At 69.8% G+C, this 16,359-nt stretch carries 17 protein-coding genes; 13 read left to right on the top strand and 4 right to left on the bottom strand.

Features of this window, described 5'->3' with window-relative positions:
- Nucleotides 1-19 precede the first annotated feature (19 nt).
- Nucleotides 20-2,233 (bottom strand): rhodanese-like domain-containing protein, encoded by a 2,214-nt coding sequence (locus tag INR38_RS00645; protein WP_207442407.1) that lies wholly within the window; start codon nt 2,231-2,233, stop codon nt 20-22.
- 234 nt (nt 2,234-2,467) lie between these two features.
- On the opposite strand from INR38_RS00645, the gene INR38_RS00640 reads away from it, so the two are divergent.
- Nucleotides 2,468-3,457: a tripartite tricarboxylate transporter substrate binding protein gene (locus INR38_RS00640; RefSeq protein ID WP_207442409.1), complete on the top strand. Its 990-nt coding sequence runs from the start codon at nt 2,468-2,470 to the stop codon at nt 3,455-3,457.
- A gap of 10 nt (nt 3,458-3,467) precedes the next feature.
- On the opposite strand, the gene INR38_RS00635 is transcribed toward INR38_RS00640, so the two are convergent.
- Together INR38_RS00635 and INR38_RS00630 are read right to left on the bottom strand one after the other, a co-directional pair.
- Nucleotides 3,468-3,884: a tautomerase family protein gene (locus tag INR38_RS00635; protein ID WP_013800576.1), complete on the bottom strand. Its 417-nt coding sequence runs from the start codon at nt 3,882-3,884 to the stop codon at nt 3,468-3,470.
- Between the two features lie 77 nt (nt 3,885-3,961).
- Nucleotides 3,962-4,768 (bottom strand): SDR family NAD(P)-dependent oxidoreductase, encoded by an 807-nt coding sequence (locus INR38_RS00630; protein ID WP_207442417.1) that lies wholly within the window; start codon nt 4,766-4,768, stop codon nt 3,962-3,964.
- Nucleotides 4,769-4,928: 160 nt separating this feature from the next.
- Here INR38_RS00630 and INR38_RS00625 point away from each other — a divergent pair, with 160 nt between their 5' ends.
- From INR38_RS00625 to INR38_RS00610, 4 genes are all read left to right on the top strand, one after another.
- On the top strand, nt 4,929-5,456 hold the full coding sequence (locus INR38_RS00625) for a helix-turn-helix domain-containing protein (protein WP_207442418.1): 528 nt from the start codon (nt 4,929-4,931) through the stop codon (nt 5,454-5,456).
- Between the two features lie 8 nt (nt 5,457-5,464).
- A complete protein-coding gene (locus INR38_RS00620; RefSeq protein ID WP_012207578.1) occupies nt 5,465-6,268 on the top strand; it encodes an AraC family transcriptional regulator in 804 nt (267 codons plus the stop codon).
- 103 nt (nt 6,269-6,371) lie between these two features.
- Complete coding sequence (locus INR38_RS00615; RefSeq protein ID WP_065348053.1) at nt 6,372-6,992, top strand: DJ-1/PfpI family protein; 621 nt, start codon at nt 6,372-6,374, stop codon at nt 6,990-6,992.
- A 13-nt stretch (nt 6,993-7,005) separates the two neighbouring features.
- The gene (locus INR38_RS00610) at nt 7,006-7,980 is read left to right on the top strand and encodes a DMT family transporter (protein ID WP_207442419.1); all 975 of its coding nucleotides are present in this window, start codon (nt 7,006-7,008) and stop codon (nt 7,978-7,980) included.
- A gap of 41 nt (nt 7,981-8,021) precedes the next feature.
- Here the strand turns inward: INR38_RS00610 and INR38_RS00605 are convergent, their stop codons facing one another.
- Nucleotides 8,022-8,585 carry a fasciclin domain-containing protein gene (locus tag INR38_RS00605; protein ID WP_012207581.1) on the bottom strand — a complete coding sequence of 188 codons (564 nt, stop codon included), beginning with the start codon at nt 8,583-8,585 and terminating at the stop codon, nt 8,022-8,024.
- Nucleotides 8,586-8,896: 311 nt separating this feature from the next.
- Here INR38_RS00605 and INR38_RS00600 point away from each other — a divergent pair, with 311 nt between their 5' ends.
- The 8 genes from INR38_RS00600 to INR38_RS00565 all read left to right on the top strand — a co-directional run bounded on the left by INR38_RS00600 (nt 8,897) and on the right by INR38_RS00565 (nt 16,357).
- A complete protein-coding gene (locus tag INR38_RS00600) occupies nt 8,897-9,868 on the top strand; it encodes a ferritin-like domain-containing protein (protein ID WP_207442420.1) in 972 nt (323 codons plus the stop codon).
- 94 nt (nt 9,869-9,962) lie between these two features.
- Nucleotides 9,963-10,190 (top strand): hypothetical protein, encoded by a 228-nt coding sequence (locus tag INR38_RS00595; RefSeq protein ID WP_242698923.1) that lies wholly within the window; start codon nt 9,963-9,965, stop codon nt 10,188-10,190.
- Nucleotides 10,191-10,234: 44 nt separating this feature from the next.
- Nucleotides 10,235-11,605 carry an Nramp family divalent metal transporter gene (locus tag INR38_RS00590; RefSeq protein WP_207442422.1) on the top strand — a complete coding sequence of 457 codons (1,371 nt, stop codon included), beginning with the start codon at nt 10,235-10,237 and terminating at the stop codon, nt 11,603-11,605.
- Between the two features lie 149 nt (nt 11,606-11,754).
- Nucleotides 11,755-12,234, top strand: coding sequence for a rhodanese-like domain-containing protein (locus INR38_RS00585; RefSeq protein WP_207442423.1), 480 nt, complete (start codon nt 11,755-11,757; stop codon nt 12,232-12,234).
- Nucleotides 12,235-12,246: 12 nt separating this feature from the next.
- Complete coding sequence (gene epsC, locus INR38_RS00580) at nt 12,247-13,161, top strand: serine O-acetyltransferase EpsC (RefSeq protein WP_013800567.1); 915 nt, start codon at nt 12,247-12,249, stop codon at nt 13,159-13,161.
- On the top strand, nt 13,158-13,430 hold the full coding sequence (locus INR38_RS00575; RefSeq protein WP_012207587.1) for a helix-turn-helix transcriptional regulator: 273 nt from the start codon (nt 13,158-13,160) through the stop codon (nt 13,428-13,430). The genes epsC and INR38_RS00575 overlap by 4 nt, the downstream gene beginning before the upstream one ends.
- Nucleotides 13,431-13,513: 83 nt before the next feature.
- Nucleotides 13,514-14,446 carry a family 2A encapsulin nanocompartment shell protein gene (locus INR38_RS00570; RefSeq protein ID WP_013800566.1) on the top strand — a complete coding sequence of 311 codons (933 nt, stop codon included), beginning with the start codon at nt 13,514-13,516 and terminating at the stop codon, nt 14,444-14,446.
- Nucleotides 14,447-14,458: 12 nt separating this feature from the next.
- The gene (locus tag INR38_RS00565; protein WP_207442424.1) at nt 14,459-16,357 is read left to right on the top strand and encodes a family 2A encapsulin nanocompartment cargo protein cysteine desulfurase; all 1,899 of its coding nucleotides are present in this window, start codon (nt 14,459-14,461) and stop codon (nt 16,355-16,357) included.
- Nucleotides 16,358-16,359 lie beyond the last annotated feature (2 nt).

Raw genomic sequence — 16,359 nt, 5'->3', positions numbered from 1 at the left:
AGCAGACCCAGAGCCAGACTCAAACAGCAGGCACCAGCCGAATCTCAGCAGCCCACCCATCCCTCTCCAACTGCCCCACCAGCCCCAACTCCCAATCCAGATAAGCCCGAAACCCCGCATCCCTCAACCCCAGATCCCGATGCGCATAAGGGCTGTACCACTGGTCATCATCCCCCGTCAGCACATCCGCATCCCCCTGCCCCAGCGGCAGCCCGGCAGCGGCCCAGGCAGAAGTGCCGCCAACGACGGAGCGCACATCGCGCCCGGTGCGCGCAGCCAGTTCGGCCGCCACGCTGCGCGCCAGCACGCCGTCCGGCGAGGTCAGCACCACGACCTGCGCTGGCGGCAGGGCCTGCACGAAGGAGGGCAGACGATCAGGCACGGCAAAGCGCGCGCCGGCGATGTGCTGCTTCTCGAAGGCGGGCCGGCTGTCCACGTCGAAGACGATGGCCCGGCCTTCGCCCAGCAGCTCCTGCGCCTGCTGCACGGACAGCTGGGGCGCAGGCGCGTGGGAGGCGAGCACGCGCACGGGTTCGGCGCCGATCTCCAGGGTGGCCAGCGTGGGCGGAACGTAGATGAAGACTTCCCAGCCCAGCTGGGCCAGCCAGGCGCCGGTGGTGAGGGCGCGCACGCCGTCCCAGTCGGCCAGCACGATGCGTGCGCCGCGCGTGGCCGCGTATTCGTCGGTGGCCTGCACGAGTTGGCCGCCCGGCGCCCAGCGCCAGCCGGGCAGGTGGCCGGCCTGATATTCCTCGCGGGTGCGCACGTCGAAGCGGTAGAGCGTGCGTTCGGTGGCTTCGGACTCGAAGCGGGCCAGTTCGGCCGCATCAATGGATTGCACGCCCGCGCGCTGTGCCACGCTGGCTGCGCGTTCGCGTGCCGTGGCCAGGGCGACGGCGCCGGGCTCGGGCAGCGGGGTGCGGCGGCCATGGGCCAGCCTGCGGCCGGTGAGCAGCCAGTCCATGGTGCCGTTGCGCAGCGAGACGACCTGGTTGGGGATGCCGGCGTCGATCAGGGTCTGCGCGCCCACGATGGAGCGCGTGCGGCCCGCGCAGTTGACGACGACCAGGGTTTGCGGGTCCGGGGCGATTTCGCCGATGCGGTAGACCAGTTCGGCCCCCGGCACGCTCAGGGCAAAGGGCAGGCTGAAGGCCGCAAATTCCTCGGGCGTGCGGCTGTCGACGACGACGATGTTGTCGCCGCGCTGCACGCGCGCGCCCAGCTCGTCCGAGGTGATCCAGGGCGTGTGCTTTTCATGCTCGATGACTTCGCCGAAGGCCTTGCTGGGCACGTTGGTGCCGCTGAAGATTTCCAGCCCCTCGGCCGCCCAGCCTTCGGTGCCGCCTTCGAGCACGGAGACATTGGGCCAGCCCAGGCGCACGAGCTTGGCCGCAGCCTCATGGGCCAGGGAGCCGTCGCCATCCACCAGCACGATGCGCGTGCCGCGGCGCGGCACCAGGCGGTCGATGAGCTGCTCCAGCCGCCAGGCCGGGGCCGGCGCCGCGAACAGGATGTGGCGGTGTGCGAAGACACCGGCCTCGCGCACGTCGAGCACGGCGATTTCCTCGCCATCGGCCAGGGCCTGCCGGAGCGCGGCGGGCGTGACCAGCGCATGGCGAATCGACTTGGGCGGGCCGAAGGTGCGGAAGCTGCCGCCCTCCAGGCTCTCGAAGACCACGCGATCGGGCATGCGCTCCAGGCCGCGCCCATAGAAGTGCAGGTGCAGGCCGGGCTCCTCGCCGATCAGCTCGATGGTGTGCACATCGGTGGGCGTGAGCACTACCGAGGTTCCGCTGCCCACATCGACGCCGCGCCCCACCGCCAGGGTGTCGCGCAGCGGGTCGTCGGTCTTGCCGCGTGTGAAGAACACGTTGCGCTCCACGCCTTCGACGCCCGCGATGATGGCCCAGGTGGTGTGGTCATGCGGCGGCTGGGACTTGCCCGGCAGGCCGGTGGACAGGTACAGCGCATAGCGCCCGCCCAGGTCTTCGCTGAGGCGGTAGACCTGGGCCGGGTTGCTGGCCGAGACGGGGAAGTGCGCGTGCGGGAACAGTTCGCGCTGCAGGCCCAGCGCCTCCAGCTCGCGGGCCACGGCTTGCAGTTGCTCGGGCGTGGCCCGCTCGGGATCGGGGAGCAGGCGCCGGGCCGTGGCGATGAAGCCGGTGATGGCGGCTGCGCGGCGGCTGGCCACGTCGCTGCCGCTGAAGTCGATGGAGAGATGGGTCTGTGTCATAGGAGTGCCTGGGAGGACGTTCGCGGGAGGACACGAAGTTAGGCCTCTCCCGCCCCGGCGCCAACGACGCATTGCAGATATGGATATGAGCTTTGGGCACTGCGCGCGCATGCGTGGGGCAAGCGTGACGCACGTTGTGCGGCAGCCGCATATGCATAGCCGCAATGCTTAGTTCACGCCGCGCCAGGAGCCTCCCAGACTGCGGACATCGACTCTCTGCACTCCGGCACTCCCATGATCCGCACCCCGTCTGCGCTGCGCGCACTGCTGCTTCCCCTGTTCTCCGCCCTGGCCCTGCACGCGCCGGTGGCCCTGGCCTCGGCCGACAGTTTTCCGAACAAGCCGGTGCGCATCATCGTGCCCGTGGCGCCCGGGGGCAGCGCCGACAAGCTCACGCGCACGCTGGCCGACAAGCTGGCCGCGCTGTGGGGCCAGTCGGTGGTGGTGGAGAACGTGGCCGGGGCCAGCGGCACCATCGGCGCGGCCAAGGTGGCCAAGGCCGCGCCCGACGGCTACACCCTGCTGCAGCAGGGCGAGGGCCTCACGCTCAACGGCCTGCTGTTCGCCCAGCTGCCCTACGACACGCAAAAGGCCTTCACGCCCATCATCAAGGCCGTGGTCAATCCGCAGGTGCTGGTGGTCAACCCCGGCACGGGCCTGAACACGCTGGGCGACTACCTGGCCCGCGCCAAGGCCAAGCCGCAAAGCATCAGCCTGGGCCTGCCCGGCAATGGCGGCATTGCCCATGTGGCGCATGAAATCCTCACGCAGGAGACGGGCGCCAAGGTCAACTACATCCCCTACCCGGGCGGTGGCCCGGCCTCGCTGGACGTGCTGGGCGGCCATACCGACGCCACGCTGATCACGCTGGCCGCCGTGACCGAGTACGTGCGCGCCGGCAAGCTGCGCGCCCTGGCCGTGACCACGCCCTACCGCTCCGACGCCCTGCCCCAGGTACCCACCATGGCCGAGGCCGGCGTGCCCGGCTTCTCGGTGGAAAGCTGGCAGGGCTACTTCGCGCCGGCCGGCACGCCCGCGCCCATCGTCGCCAAGATCAACCGCGACCTGCAGACCGTGCTGCAGGCGCCCGATGTGCGCGCCCAGCTGGAGCACATGGGCTTCAAGGTGGCGGGCGGCTCCCCGGCCGACCTGGGCCAGAGCCTGCAAAGCGAGCGCCCGCGCTACGCCCGCGCGATTCAGTCGGCGGGGCTGTCGCTGCGCTGATGGCAGGCTCTCAGAGGGGAGAGGGCCGATTGTCCAGGCGCCACTTCTCCCCCTCGGGCGTGCCCGGCACGGGCGGGCGCAGGCCCTGGATGCTCCAGAGGCTGAAGGGCGTCTCGTCCACATGCATCTCCCAGCGCAGGCCCCGGTCGGCGATGAAGGGGGACAGCTGCCGCCGCACGCCTTCCAGGAACCGTGTCTTGGTCTCCTCGTCGCGTATCTGCCGCGCGATGTGGTCCACGGAGATGCGCACGAAATCATCCGCAGGCTCGCCGCCGATAAAGAACGAAGTGCGCGCGACGGCCTCGAACACCACGCCCACGTAAAAGCGCGGCAGGTCGCCGTAGACGGCCGTGATGCGCTGGGCAATGGCCTGTTTGTCTTCATCGCTGAAGGCGTTTTCGGGGTGGTAGATCTTCCACAGGGGCATGGTTTTCTCCGGGTGCAAAAAGAAGGGGTTTCGGGAAATCCGGGCTGGCGACGCGGCGGGCCGTCAGGCGTCAGGCGTCAGGCGGGCTGGCCTGCATCCGCGCCCTGGTAGCGCGCTGCCGGCACGCCGCTGAGCGTCAGCGCCTTGACGAGATTGGCGCGCGATTGGTCAAAGTCCAGCCAGGCGGTCGTGCTGCCCAGCGTGGGAAAGCAGATGGCCTCGCCCTGGTCGAGTGCGACCAGGGCCGTATCCACCAAGGACTCGGGCGACATGAACAGGTGCTCGGGAAACGGCGCGGGCTTGCCGCCGAAGAATTCGGAGTGCACCAGGCTGGGCATCACTGCCTGCACCATGACGCCGCTGGAAGCGAGCTCGGCCTGCAGCGAGCGCGTGAAGTTCAGCACATAGGCCTTGGAGGCGCCGTAGCTGGAGGCGCCCGGCACCGGCATCAGGGCCAGGATGGAGCCGATGTTGATCAGCGTGCCCCGGCCGCGCGTGGCGAAAAGCCGCGCCGCCGCCAGCGACAGCCGCGTCAGCGCATGGATGTTGACCATGACCATGCGATCGACCTCGCCTGCATCCACCTGGGCGGCCGGGCCCAGGGCTCCCAGGCCGGCGCAGTTCACCAGCATGCGGATGTCACGCTCACCCGACAGCAGCGCCGCCACGCGCTGCAGGCCGGCGGCGTCAGCCAGGTCGGCGGCCACTACCTCCACCTCGCGGCCATGCGCGCTGCGCAGCCGCTGCGCCAGCGCCTGCAGCCGGTCCTCGCGGCGGGCCACCAGGATCAGGGAATGGCCCCTGGCGGCCAGGCGGTCTGCGTAGACGGCGCCAATGCCGGATGAGGCGCCAGTGACGATGGCGGTGCCTTGATGCGTGCTCATGAAGGAAGTCCTTGCTTGAAAAGCCGTGGTTGATAGTGGCTCCAAATATAAACTCCAATCATTAGAGTTACAAGCACGCAATCCACCTTTGCGGACCGGGCTTGCGTTTTGCTGAGACACTCCAGGCCTGCGACAACCGCGAACACACAAGGGAAACCCCATGCGATCCAAGAGCTTCGAGGGCATGGCCTGCTCGATCGCCACCGCGCTGGAGGCCGTAGGCGACCGCTGGGCCATGCTGGTGCTGCGCGACCTGATGCTGGGCCTGAGCCGCTATGACGACCTGAGAAAGTCCACGGACATCACCAATGCCACGCTGACCGACCGCCTGCGCCAGCTGGAGCAGACCGGCCTGGTCGAGCGCCGCCTCTACCAAAGCGGCCCGGACCGCTACGAGTACCTGCTCACGCCCAAGGGCCGCGACCTGTCCCTGGTGATCCAGGCGCTGGCCCAGGTCGGCGACCGGTGGCGCCTGCAGCAGCAGGCCCAGCCGCCCATGCGCTTTGTGCGCGCGCAATCGGGCACGCCCCTGCGGCTGGCGCTGGTGGAGGAGGAGTCGGGCCAGAGCGTGCCCTTTTCCGAGCTGCGCGTGGAGGCCGGCCCCGGCGCGGACGACCTGACGCGCTGGCGGCTGTCCAAGCTGGCCGCGCAGGCCAGGACGCCGGCAACGGCCCCCGGCGCGGATTGAGACCAGCCATGGCCGCGCCCCTACCCGGCAAGCGCCCGCAACGCGCCCTGACCTACCGCCGCCACTGCGCGCTGGGCGGCGTGGAGATTCTCAGCGGCCATGCCGTGCAGCACCGCTATCCGCGCCACTTCCACGACACCATGGGCATTGCCGTCATCCACGGCGGGCGCGAGCTGTGCTGGAGCCGGGGCGCCGAGCGCGAGTTCACGGGTGGCGATATCGCGCTGTTCAACGCCGGCGAGATCCACGACGGGCGCCCGGGCGGCGAGCAGGGCTGGACCTACGACATGCTGCATGTCGAGCCCGCCCGCATGCACGCGCTGCTGGGCGTGCGCGATGGCTGGTTCGACGCCGTCAGCCTGCGCGACCCGCAGACCCGGGCCTGCGCCCGGCAGTTGCTGCAAGGCCCGCAGGACGGCCTGGCCGCCGACGAGGCCCTGCTGGCGCTGCTGCGCCGCGTGGTGCACAGCCCCGGCCGGCCGCATGCGCCCGATGGCGCCAGCGCGGCGCTGCTGCGCGAGTTCATCGACGCCCATGCGGACCAGGAGCTGGGCGCCGCGCGGCTGGCCGCCGTCTGCGGGCTCAGTCCCGAGCACGCCATCCGCAGCTTCAGCCGCCGCTACGGCATCACGCCCCATGCCTACCACCAGGCCCGCCGCGCCGAAAGCGCCCGCGGCCTGCTGCGCGGCACGCTGGCGCTGAGCGAGGTGGCACTGTCGCTGGGCTTCTACGACCAGAGCCATTTCTCCAACTGGTTCCGCCGCGCGCACGGCGTGGCGCCTTCGCAGTACCGCCAGGCCATGCGGCCCTGAGCGGCCCTGAGCGGCCTTGAGCGGCCCGGCCTGATCAATTCCGTCCAAGACCGCGCGCTGCGGCCTGCCTAAGCTGCCACTCCTCGACAGACAGGAGTGGTGGATGAAGACCCGGACCGTTGGATTTTTCGTCTTTGATGGCGTGGTGCTGCTGGAGTTTGCAGGGCCTTTGCAGGTATTCGACGTGGCCGCGCGCGTGGCCGTGCGGCGCGGGCTGGCGGCCTCGCCCCCGTTTCAGCCCGTGGTGATCAGCCGCAGCGGCGCCGCCGTGCGCACGCGCGAAGGCGTGGGCATACAGGCACAGGCCAGCCTGCAGGACCATCCCCCGCTGGACCTGCTGATCGTGGCCGGCGGCGCGCTGCAGGCCGAACTGGCCGCACCCGAGGTCGCCGCCTGGCTGCGGCAGGTGGCCGGCAGCAGCGAGGTGACGGGCTCCGTCTGCGTGGGCTCCTTCCTGCTGGGGCGGGCAGGGCTCCTGGACCAGCGCGAGGCCACCACGCACTTCGAGGACACGGAAGACCTGCGCGCCATTGCGCCGGCCGCCCGCGTGAGCGCCGACAGGCTGTGGATCGATGAGGGCGCCATCGTCACCTCGGGCGGGTTTGCGGCGGGCATCGACATGGCCCTGCACCTGGTGGAGCGCCTGCTGGGCGCGGAGATCGCGGCCGAGACGGCGCGCCAGCTCGAATACCGGCGGCGCGATGCCGCCGACCGGCAAGCGTGACGGGGCCAGGCGCATGAACGGAAAGACAAGCTACCTGGCGCTGCTGGCCGTGGGCGGGCTGATCCTGAGCCTGTCCGGCGTGGCCGTGGCTTTCAGCAGCATGGGCACGAGCGCCATGGGCTTTTACCGCATGCTGCTGGGCGGCCTGGGGCTGGCCGGCTTTGCCCTGTGGCGCGGCCTGCGCTGGCGCATGACGCGCCAGGCCCTGCTGTACGCCTGCCTGGCCGGCGCCGCGCTGGCGCTGGACCTGTACTGGTGGCACAAGAGCATACGCATGGTGGGGCCGGGCCTGGGCGCCATCCTGACCAACTGCCAGTCGTTCTTTCTGGCGGGGCTGGCCTGGGCGGTGTTCCGCGAGCGCATCACGGTCGTCTACTTCGTGGCGCTGGTGCTGGCGGCCACCGGCATCCTCATGGTGTCGGGTGCGGGCCTGCCCTTGGCCGCAGGCCCGGATTCGGCGTCCGAGCACTGGCTGGGCGTGGCCCTGGGCCTGGCCTCGGCGGCGGCCTATGCGCTGTGCGTGGTCTTCATCAAGAAGGGGCAGACCCCGCCGCACGCCACGCATCCGGCCGTCAACATGGCCGTGCTGTGCGCCGCCGCCGCGCCCTGCCTGCTGGCGGCCGCGTGGCTGGAGGGCGAATCGCTGGCCATTGCCAGTGCGGCCGATTTCGGCACGCTGCTGCTGTATGGCCTGCTGGTGCAGGGCGTGGCCTGGCTCATGGTGAGCACGGCCGTGCCGCATGTGAAGGCCTCGCTGGCCGGCCTCATCCTGCTGGCCGAGCCCATAGGCACCTATGCCATCGACGTGCTGTTCTTCACCGCCCGGCCCACGCCGATGGCGTTGGCCGGCATGGCGCTGACGCTGGCGGCCATCTATGCGGGATCGACCTATGGCGGAGCGCCCTCTGGCGGCGCGCCCTCCGGCGGAGCGCCCTCCGGCGGCGCGCCCGCAAGGCGCATGGCGAAGGCGCAAGGCTCCGCTCACTGACCACGGCGGTCAGTGGCCGGCCCGCTCGCTGCCTGTGCCGCTCACTTGGGCAGCAGCACCTTGTCGATCACGTGGATCACGCCGTTGGACTGGTAGACGTCGGGGATGGTCACCGTGGCCGTGCCGCCCTTTTCATCGGTCAGCATGATCTTGGAGCCGCTGGACTTGGCCACCAGCGTGCCGCCGCTGACGGTCTTGATGCTGGCCATGCCCTTGCCGTCCTTGATCATCTTGGACAGCGCCGCCGCATCCCACTTGCCGGCCACCACGTGGTAGGTCAGCACGGTGGTCAGCGTGCCCTTGTTCTCGGGCTTGAGCAGGGTGTCCACCGTGCCTGCGGGCAGGGCCTCGAAGGCGGCATTGGTGGGCGCGAACACGGTGAACGGACCCGGGCCCTTGAGCGTATCGACCAGGCCCGCCGCCTTGACGGCTGCGACCAGGGTGGTGTGGTCCTTGGAGTTGACGGCGTTGTCGATGATGTCCTTGGACGGCAGCATGGGTGCGCCGCCCACCATCACATCGGCCATGGCAGCCACGGAGGCAGCCGACATCACGATGGCCAGGCCGAACGAGGCCAGCTTGCGGGTGTTTTGAATCGAGATCATGGAATGCTCCTAGCGGGTTGATGACAAGCCGAACGATTCCGGCTGATCTGGATACGCAGCGCAGCGGGGTCTGGATTCAAAAAAAACGGCAATCGACGTCAAACACAAAAAGTTACAACCACTTTCAATTGCGGCACATCCAGACCTGCGCGGCCTGCGTACTGCCGGATAGCGGGGACGCATCCCATTCCCCTGGAGCAGGTGGCCACCTCTTCAGTGGAACGCGCTTTCGCCACACCCGTGTGCTTTCGGCCGGAGGCGCATTCTTCACGTTGACCGTTCGCGCCTGCCGCGAACCGAGAGGAACCATCATGTCTGACGAATCAGTGTTGATCGGGGTTTTGCAAAAACGTGCCAAGAAGCTGGAGGACAGGCGCCAGTTCTTCCGCAAGACCAGCGGCGTGGCCGTAGGCATGGCGGGCGGGGTGATCCTGTCCGCCTGCGGCGGCGGCGGGGGCGATGCGAATGCGCAGGCCAACGGGCCCACGGATGCGGAGATCCTGAACTTCGCCCTCAACCTGGAGTATCTGGAGTCGCAGTTCTATCACTACGCGGTGTTCGGCACCGGCCTGCCCGCCAACCTGCAGTCGGGCGTGGGCACGCAGGGCGCCATCACGGGCGGCCGTGCCGTGGCCTTCAAGGACCCCGTGGTGGCGCAGTACGCCAAGGAGATCGCCCAGGACGAGATCGCCCACGTGGCCTTCCTGCGAGCGGCGCTGGGCTCGGCCGCGGTGGCGCAGCCGCAGATCGACATCGGCGGAACCGACCCGAACGGAGCCTTCTCGGTGGCCGCGCGAGCGGCCGGGCTGGTGGGCGCGGGCATGGCCTTCGATCCCTATGCGAGTGACGAGAACTTCCTGCTGGGGGCCTTCATCTTCGAGGACGTGGGCGTCACCGCCTACAAGGGCGCATCGCCGCTGATCACCAACAAGACCTATCTGGAGGCAGCCGCCGGCATCCTGGCCGCCGAGGCCTACCACGCAGGTCTGGTGCGCACGGTGCTGTACGCCAAGGGACTGGCCACGCCCGCGCTGCGCACGGCGGCCGGCGCCATCTCGGATGCGCGCGACAGCCTGGATGGCTCCACCGACGTGGACCAGGGCATCACGGGGGACGCCACCACGTCCAACATCGTGCCGCTGGATTCCAACGGCATCGCTTTCAGCCGCTCGCCGGGCGACGTGCTGAACATCGTGTACCTGACCAAGGACACGGCGACCAAGGGCGGCTTCTTCCCGGCCGGCGTGAACGGCTCGCTGGTGATGAGCAGCGCCTACGCCTGACGCGGACCGCCCGCCTGCCCCGCACCGGCCGGGGCAGGCGGGCTTCCCCGGGGCTGGCCCGAGACAAGCGTTCCCCTGCCAAGGAGTTGCCATGATGTCCCTTCTGCCTTCCTCATCCACCCCCCGCACTCCGGGCCGCACGCCGCGGCGCCTGAAACCTGCCACCGTGGCGCGCCGCTGCGTGGGCAGCCTGATTCTGCTGGCCGGCGCGGTCATCGTGACCGGAGACCTCGTGGCGCTGTGGCGCGGCGCAGGCACTGATGCCGCACCCGCCGCCGCAGCCATTGCGCCCGCCAGCGGCCTGCCGCCGACCACCCGATAGGCATGCCCCTGCAACCGCGTGCCCCCGCCGGCGGAAAGGCCCCCATGAACGACACCGTGCTTGCGGCCGAACAGGGCCGCTTCGGCGCCATCGAGCCGGACCACGGCCACGCGGGCACGCCCAGCCTGTCGCAGGTGCATCGCAGCATCGCCGTGCCGCGCGGCGACAGCCGCTCGGACAACGCGCGCCGCGTGCTGGCGTTTGCCGGGCCCGGCTACATGGTGGCCGTGGGCTACATGGACCCGGGCAACTGGGCCACTTCCATCGCGGGCGGCTCGCAGTTCGGCTACTCGCTGCTGGCGGTGATCTTTGCCTCCAACCTGATGGCCATGCTGTTCCAGGCGGCGGCCGTGCGCCTGGGCCTGGCCAGCGGGCGGGACCTGGCCCAGGCCTGCCGCGCGCAGTTTTCACCGCGCATCAACCTGGTGCTGTGGTTCTTCTGCGAGATCGCCATCGTGGCCTGCAACCTGGCCGAGGTGCTGGGCATGGCCATCGGCCTGAACCTGCTGTTCGGCCTGCCGCTGGTGGCCGGGGTGTGCATCACGGTGGTGGATGTGATGCTGATCCTGGCGCTGCAAAGCCGGGGCTTTCGCTGCCTGGAGTCGGTGGTGATCGCCCTGGTGGCCGTGATCGGCCTGTGCTTTGCCGCCCAGCTGGTGTGGCTGCAGCCGCCCGTGGCGGCCGTGCTGCGCGGCCTGCTGCCGGGCATGGAGATCGTGGCCAATCCGCAGATGCTGTACCTGGCCGTGGGCATCGTGGGGGCCACGGTGATGCCGCACAACCTGTACCTGCATTCGTCCATCGTGCAGACACGCCGGCATGACACCACGCCCCAGGGCACGCGCCAGGCCATCCGCCTGGCCACGCTGGACTCCACGGTGGCGCTGGGGCTGGCGCTGTTCGTGAACGCCGCCATCCTGGTGGTGGCGGCCGGCGCGTTCAACCGGCCCGGCCAGGCGCCGGTGACCGAGCTGTCGGACGCCTACCACCTGCTGTCGCCGCTGCTGGGCGTGGGCATCGCCAGCGCGGTGTTCGGCGTGGCGCTGCTGGCCTCGGGGCTGAGTTCCTCGGTCACGGGCACGCTGGCCGGGCAGATCGTGATGGAAGGTTTCTTGCAGATCCGCCTGTCGCCTGCGCTGCGCGCCCTGCTGACGCGCTGCATCGCCATCGTGCCCGCCGTGGTGGCCACCGCCTGGTACGGCAGCACCGGCGCCAGCGCCCTGCTGGTGTTCAGCCAGGTGGTGCTGAGCCTGCAATTGCCGTTTGCCATCGTGCCGCTGCTGCTGTTCACCACGCGGCGCAAGACGCTGGGCGAGCTGGCCTTTGGCCCCAGGATGTCGGCGGTGCTGTGGGGCTGCGCGGCCCTGGTGGTGTCGCTGAACCTGTGGATGCTGCAGCGGCTGCTGATAGCCTGATCGCCCGAACCGTGCATGGCGCCACGCGGCGCCTTCATAGACGTTTTGCTTCTATCAAACGCCGCTCTTGTTCGTTGGTGGCTTGCCGCGAAGTTCTTAGATTGGTGCCTATAGCCACCAACCCGCGAATTCTCCGCAAGGACGACAACATGACAGCCCTCACTTTGGAAACCGCCTTGCCCCGGGCGCTGCAGGAGGCACAGGACCACGCCCACGCACAGGGGCTGGGCCACGCAGGCGGCGTGCGCCCGCCCGTGGCCTGGGCGCTGGTGCAGGCCGGCCAGGCCGTGCTGGTCGATGTGCGCACGGCCGAGGAACGCAAGTTCGTCGGGCAGGTGCCCGATACCCTGCACGTGCCCTGGGCCACGGGCACGGCGCTGACGCGCAACCCGCGCTTTGCCCGCGAGCTGGAAGCGCGCCTGGCCCCGCACGGCGGCAAGGAGGCCGTGGCCCTGCTGCTGTGCCGCAGCGGCAAGCGCTCGGTGCTGGCGGCCCAGGTGGCGGCCCAGGCCGGGTTCGCCCATGTGTTCAACGTGCTCGAAGGCTTCGAGGGCGAGATCGACGCGCGTCAGCAGCGCGGCAAAAACGACGGCTGGCGCTTCCACGGCCTGCCCTGGATTCAAGACTGAAGGAGCACGCAGATGGCCAGTTTCGACATTGCCGGACTCACCCAGAACCTGCATGCGGCGCGCCGCGAATGGCGCGAGGCACACGGCCGCACCCAGGAGCCCGGGGCGCGCGAGTTTCCCTCGCGCGACGCGCTTTCCACCCTCATCGACCAGCTCAAGGCAGCCCTGTTTCCCATGCGCCTGGGACCGCACGACCTGCGCCAGGAAAGCGAGGACATCTTCGTGGCCCACCAGCTGGACTCGGCCCTGCATGCGCTGCTGGGCCAGATACGGCTGGAGCTGCGGCTGTCCGCGCCCCACACGGCAGCGGGCGCCGACGCCATGGCGCTGGACATCGCCCGCGCCTTTGCCGAGTCCCTGCCCCAGATCCGCCGCCTGCTCGACAGCGACGTGCTGGCCGCCTTCCAGGGCGATCCCGCCGCGCGCAGCGTGGACGAGGTGCTGCTGTGCTATCCGGGCGTGCTGGCCATGATCCACCACCGCCTGGCCCACCAGCTGTACCTGCTGGAGCAGCCGCTGCTGGCGCGCATCGTGGCCGAGCTGTCGCATGCGCAGACGGGCATCGACATTCACCCGGGCGCGAAGATCGGGCGGGGCTTTTTCATGGACCACGGCACGGGCGTGGTGATCGGCGAGACCGCCGTGATCGGCGAGCGCGTGCGGCTGTACCAGGCCGTCACCCTGGGCGCCAAGCGCTTTCCCACCGACGAGCACGGCCACCTGCGCAAGGGCCTGGCGCGCCATCCGGTGGTGGAGGACGACGTGGTCATCTATGCGGGCGCCACCATCCTGGGCCGCGTCACGCTGGGGCGCGGCGCCGTCATCGGCGGCAATGTCTGGGTGACCGAGGACGTGCCGCCCGGCGCCCACGTCACCCAGGCCCATGCGCGCGAGCACGCGCAGCAGCCCCGGGAGGTGGCCCTATGAGCACCCGTCTTGTCACCAGCTTCGGCATTGCCGTGCGCCAGGCGCGCGAGGCCCATGGCTGGTCGCAGGAGCGGCTGGCCGAGCACTCGGACCTGAACCGCTCCTACGTGGGAGAGATAGAGCGCGGCCGCGTCATCGCCTCGCTGCTGACCGTGGAGAAGCTGGCCGTCTCGCTGGGCGTGCAGCCCTCGGCCCTGGTCATGCGCGGCGAAACCGTGGCCCACGACCAGTTGGTGCGCGGCCTGCGCTTGGCGGCTATAGCATGTTGAAGACATGTGCGCGGGCCGGGACACTGGCCCTGTTTTCCCTCCTTCCCCTTCCCTTTTTCCTGAACTGATCACGGAGTCTGCACATGTCGGCAACAGTGGGCGGCACGACCGCGCTAGGCGACAACGCCGCGCGGCAACTGGCCAACGCAACCAAAACCGTTCCCCAGCTTTCGACCATCAGCCCGCGCTGGCTGACGCACCTGCTGCAATGGTCGCCGGTGGAGGCCGGCATCTACCGCCTCAACCGCGTCAAGAACCCGGAGGCCATCAAGGTCACCTGCACGGCCAAGCAGGAAGACAACCAGCTGCCGCGCACCTATGTGGACTACGAGGAGCAGCCGCGCGAGTACTTCCTCAACGCCGTCTCCACCATCCTGGATGTGCACACGCGCATCTCCGACCTCTACAGCAGCCCGCATGACCAGATCAAGGAACAGCTGCGCCTGACCATTGAGACCATCAAGGAGAACCAGGAAAGCGAGCTGATCAACAACCCCGACTACGGCCTGCTGGCCCAGGTCACGGACGAGCAGCGCATCTTCCCGCTGACCGGCGCGCCCACGCCCGACGACCTGGACGAGCTGCTGACCAAGGTCTGGAAGGAGCCCGCCTTCTTCCTGACCCATCCGCTGGCCATTGCCGCCTTCGGCCGCGAGGCCACGCGCCGCGGCACGCCGCCGCCCACGGTCAGCCTGTTCGGCTCGCAGTTCATCACCTGGCGCGGCATTCCGCTGATCCCCTCGGACAAGGTGCCCGTGGCCGATGGCAAGAGCAAGATCCTGCTGCTGCGCGTGGGCGACAAGCGCCAGGGCGTGGTCGGCCTGTACCAGCCCGGCCTGCCGGGCGAGCAGAGCCCGGGCCTGTCGGTGCGCTTCATGGGCATCAACAACCATGCCATCGCGTCCTACCTGATCTCGCTGTACTGCTCGCTGGCCGTGCTCACGCCCGACGCGCTGGCCGTGCTCGACGATGTCGAGATCGGCAAGTACCACGACTATCCCGACACCTACAAGTAAAGAGGCCGGGCGTTGACCGTGTCTGCAATCACCTCCGTGGCGCCCCAGGCGCCCTTCGACCCCGAGGCGCTGGCGCGCATGGCCAACGCCCTGTTCTCCGCCGCACCGGGATCGGCTCCTGCCCTGCCGGGTCTTCCCGGTCTGCCTGCTGGCGTGCAGGCCCCCGTGAACGTGGCGCCGCCCGGCTCGCCGCTGGCCAGCCCCGCGGGCCTGGGCCCCGGCGTGCCGGGCACGCCCATCCCGCAGGGCCTGGCGCCGGGCAGCAACCTGCTGCCGGCCTCGCCCGCGCCGCTGGCCTCGCTGGCCCACCGCGCACCCGCGCTGCTGCCCCATGCCCAGGCCGGCAACGGCGTGCCCGACCATGTCGTGAGCGCCCTGCCCGCCTACGAGCCGCGCCTGGGATCGCAGGTGCTGGGCGTGCCCCAGCGCCAGGGCGATCCGCTGGATGCGCTGGCCGCGCTCCCGTTCACGGCACCTGCTGCACCTGCTGCACCTGCGTCACCCGCCGTGCCGCGCATCGGCGTGCCCACCGAAGGGCCCGGCATTGCGTCCACCGTGCCTTCGGCCGAGCCGCGCTTTTACTTTGTCGATCCCGTGGTGCTGCCCTCCGGCTACACCACACCGGCCCATCCGCTGCAGCGCCAGCAGGCTTCGCACGGGGCAAGGCATGGAGCGGCCGGCGTGCAGGCGCCCTTCGACGTGCATGCCGTGCGCCGGGACTTTCCCATCCTGTCAGAGCGCGTCAACGGCCGTCCGCTGGCCTGGCTGGACAACGCGGCCACCACGCACAAGCCGCGCGCGGTGATAGAGCGCATCCGCCACTTCTACGAGCACGAGAACTCCAACATCCACCGCGCCGCGCATGAACTGGCCGCGCGCGCCACCGACGCCTACGAGGGCGCGCGCGAGCGCGTGCGCCGCTTCATCAACGCGCCCGACGTGAACGAGGTCATCTTCGTGCGCGGCACCACCGAGGCCATCAATCTCGTGGCCAAGAGCTGGGGCTGGCAGCATGTGGGCGAGGGCGACGAGATCATCGTCTCCCACCTGGAGCACCACGCCAACATCGTGCCCTGGCAGCAGCTGGCGGCCGCCAAGGGCGCGAAGATCCGCGTGATCCCGGTGGACGACTCGGGCCAGGTGCTCATCGATGAATACCGCAGGCTGCTGAACCCGCGCACCAAGATCGTCTCCGTCACCCAGGTCTCCAACGCGCTGGGCACGGTCGTGCCCGTGCAGCAGATCGTGGAGCTGGCCCACCAGGCGGGCGCCCGGGCCCTGGTCGATGGCGCGCAGTCGGTCTCGCACATGGCCGTGGACGTGCAGGCCATCGGTGCGGACTTCTTCGTGTTCTCGGGCCACAAGGTCTTCGGCCCCACGGGCATCGGCGTGGTCTGGGGACGGCGCGAGGTGCTGGAGGACATGCCGCCCTGGCAGGGCGGCGGCAACATGATTGCCGACGTGACCTTCGAGAAAACCGTCTACCAGCCCCTGCCCAACACCTTCGAGGCCGGCACCGGCAACATTGCCGACGCCGTGGGCCTGGGCGCCGCCATCGACTACGTGCAGGCCCTGGGCATGGAGCGCATCGCGCGCTACGAGCACGATCTGCTGCAGTACGGCACGCAGGCGCTGGCGCCCATCCCCGGCCTGCGCCTGATCGGCACGGCAGCCGACAAGGCCAGCGTGCTGTCCTTCGTGCTCAAGGGCTGGACCACGGCCGAGGTGGGCGAGGCGCTCAACGCCGAAGGCATCGCCGTGCGCACCGGCCACCACTGCGCCCAGCCCATCCTGCGGCGCTTCGGCGTGGAGACCACGGTGCGGCCCTCGCTGGCCTTCTACAACACCACCGAGGAAATCGACCGGCTGGCGGCCGTGGTGCAGGGGCTGGCGGCGCGCAGGCGGGGTTGAGC

Origin of the sequence: Delftia sp. SD018, from assembly GCF_017355445.1 — a bacterium.
GTDB classification, from domain to species: Bacteria; Pseudomonadota; Gammaproteobacteria; order Burkholderiales; family Burkholderiaceae_C; genus Comamonas; species Comamonas acidovorans.
This window is presented reverse-complemented; position numbering and strand designations above follow the sequence as displayed.

What these genes read in the sequence shown, in the direction of transcription:
- INR38_RS00645 (WP_207442407.1), bottom strand. Translation starts at nt 2,233, where the DNA reads ATGACACAGACCCATCTCTCCATCGACTTCAGCGGCAGCGACGTGGCC.
- INR38_RS00640 (WP_207442409.1), top strand. Translation starts at nt 2,468, where the DNA reads ATGATCCGCACCCCGTCTGCGCTGCGCGCACTGCTGCTTCCCCTGTTC.
- INR38_RS00635 (WP_013800576.1), bottom strand. Translation starts at nt 3,884, where the DNA reads ATGCCCCTGTGGAAGATCTACCACCCCGAAAACGCCTTCAGCGATGAA.
- INR38_RS00630 (WP_207442417.1), bottom strand. Translation starts at nt 4,768, where the DNA reads ATGAGCACGCATCAAGGCACCGCCATCGTCACTGGCGCCTCATCCGGC.
- INR38_RS00625 (WP_207442418.1), top strand. Translation starts at nt 4,929, where the DNA reads ATGCGATCCAAGAGCTTCGAGGGCATGGCCTGCTCGATCGCCACCGCG.
- INR38_RS00620 (WP_012207578.1), top strand. Translation starts at nt 5,465, where the DNA reads ATGGCCGCGCCCCTACCCGGCAAGCGCCCGCAACGCGCCCTGACCTAC.
- INR38_RS00615 (WP_065348053.1), top strand. Translation starts at nt 6,372, where the DNA reads ATGAAGACCCGGACCGTTGGATTTTTCGTCTTTGATGGCGTGGTGCTG.
- INR38_RS00610 (WP_207442419.1), top strand. Translation starts at nt 7,006, where the DNA reads ATGAACGGAAAGACAAGCTACCTGGCGCTGCTGGCCGTGGGCGGGCTG.
- INR38_RS00605 (WP_012207581.1), bottom strand. Translation starts at nt 8,585, where the DNA reads ATGATCTCGATTCAAAACACCCGCAAGCTGGCCTCGTTCGGCCTGGCC.
- INR38_RS00600 (WP_207442420.1), top strand. Translation starts at nt 8,897, where the DNA reads ATGTCTGACGAATCAGTGTTGATCGGGGTTTTGCAAAAACGTGCCAAG.
- INR38_RS00595 (WP_242698923.1), top strand. Translation starts at nt 9,963, where the DNA reads ATGTCCCTTCTGCCTTCCTCATCCACCCCCCGCACTCCGGGCCGCACG.
- INR38_RS00590 (WP_207442422.1), top strand. Translation starts at nt 10,235, where the DNA reads ATGAACGACACCGTGCTTGCGGCCGAACAGGGCCGCTTCGGCGCCATC.
- INR38_RS00585 (WP_207442423.1), top strand. Translation starts at nt 11,755, where the DNA reads ATGACAGCCCTCACTTTGGAAACCGCCTTGCCCCGGGCGCTGCAGGAG.
- epsC (WP_013800567.1), top strand. Translation starts at nt 12,247, where the DNA reads ATGGCCAGTTTCGACATTGCCGGACTCACCCAGAACCTGCATGCGGCG.
- INR38_RS00575 (WP_012207587.1), top strand. Translation starts at nt 13,158, where the DNA reads ATGAGCACCCGTCTTGTCACCAGCTTCGGCATTGCCGTGCGCCAGGCG.
- INR38_RS00570 (WP_013800566.1), top strand. Translation starts at nt 13,514, where the DNA reads ATGTCGGCAACAGTGGGCGGCACGACCGCGCTAGGCGACAACGCCGCG.